This window comes from Trichormus sp. NMC-1, from assembly GCF_001858025.1.
GTDB lineage: Bacteria > Cyanobacteriota > Cyanobacteriia > Cyanobacteriales > Nostocaceae > Anabaena.
Window position 1 is genome coordinate 1 of the sequence record NZ_LZQD01000035.1, and the last position, 1,181, is coordinate 1,181.

A 1,181-nucleotide genomic window follows, 5' to 3' on the forward strand; every position below is an offset into this window, starting at 1 on the left:
TATCTCTGGCTATCTGGATATCTCTGGCTATTTGGATATCTCTGGCTATCTGGATATCTCTGAATATTTCTCTATTTATATAAATATCTGTGGTTATATGTGGTAACTTTATACCTTTGGGTGAGATAATAAAAATGTTAGGTTTCTTTGCGTCAGCCAAACCGACAAATAACCAAAGTAAAATATTAATTTTTAATAAAGGACATTAATTAATATCTTAAAAAGGATAAAATCATCAATTAACAATCCTGTAAATCCTCAAATATTATAAATCTTGATATAGCTACGCTATCAGACAATTAATCATCAATAAAAATGACCAGATTTATACATGACCAATTTTCTAAAGACTATTTAGAAGAACTTCTGAAAAACTATGGAGAAGTACAAGCACCTAGTCGAGTTGCAGCAGAAATCAAAGAAATAGATGTTTATTTTTCACCATACCTCCAAGTAGATCCTAATTTGCAACTGTTAGGACTATTAGGTAAAATGGCATCAAAGCCAGCAATATTTGAACCCTATCGCAACCCAGTTACAGCAGATGAAATCCTAGATTGTATAGTAAAATTAGTAGAAGTTAAATCCCTATTAAAAAGAGAAGCAAAACGAAATAACACCAAAATCTCAGAAAACGAAATTCCAAAATTATGGATACTTACCCCTACCGCATCTGCTAACCTTTTATCAGGTTTTTATGCTACATTAAAAAATGACTCTTTAGCGGGAATATACTACTTAGGTGACTCTTTTCGTACAGCCATAGTAGTAATTCATCAATTACCACGTATAGAAGAAACCCTATGGATTAGAATGTTAGGAAGAGGAACAGTTCAAAAAGAAGCTATTGACGAACTTATAGCATTACCCGCAAATCATCCTTTCAGGAGAATCACGCTAGAATTATTTTACAATCTGCAAACGCATTTGACAAAAAATAATCAAGATCCGGAAGATAGAGAGGTAATTATGAGACTAGCACCATTGTATCAACAAGAAAGAGATTTAGCAATTTGGCAAAAAGAATCAGCATTAATTATCCGCTTGCTAAATAAACGATTTGGAGAAATTCAACCTGGGTTAATTGAACGGATTCAAAAATTACCAATTGAGAAAATAGAATCTTTGGGAGAAGCATTATTAGATTTTAGCAAGGTTGATGATTTAGAAAATTGGTTAAA

The 1,181-nt window shown here is 32.1% G+C and carries 1 protein-coding gene; it reads left to right on the top strand.

Translation table 11 applies throughout. The annotated features are described in order from the left end of the window. Window positions 1-315 precede the first annotated feature (315 nt). Window positions 316-1,181 (top strand): DUF4351 domain-containing protein (locus A9Y75_RS25770; RefSeq protein ID WP_071192727.1); only part of this gene is annotated, 866 nt, incomplete at its 3' end.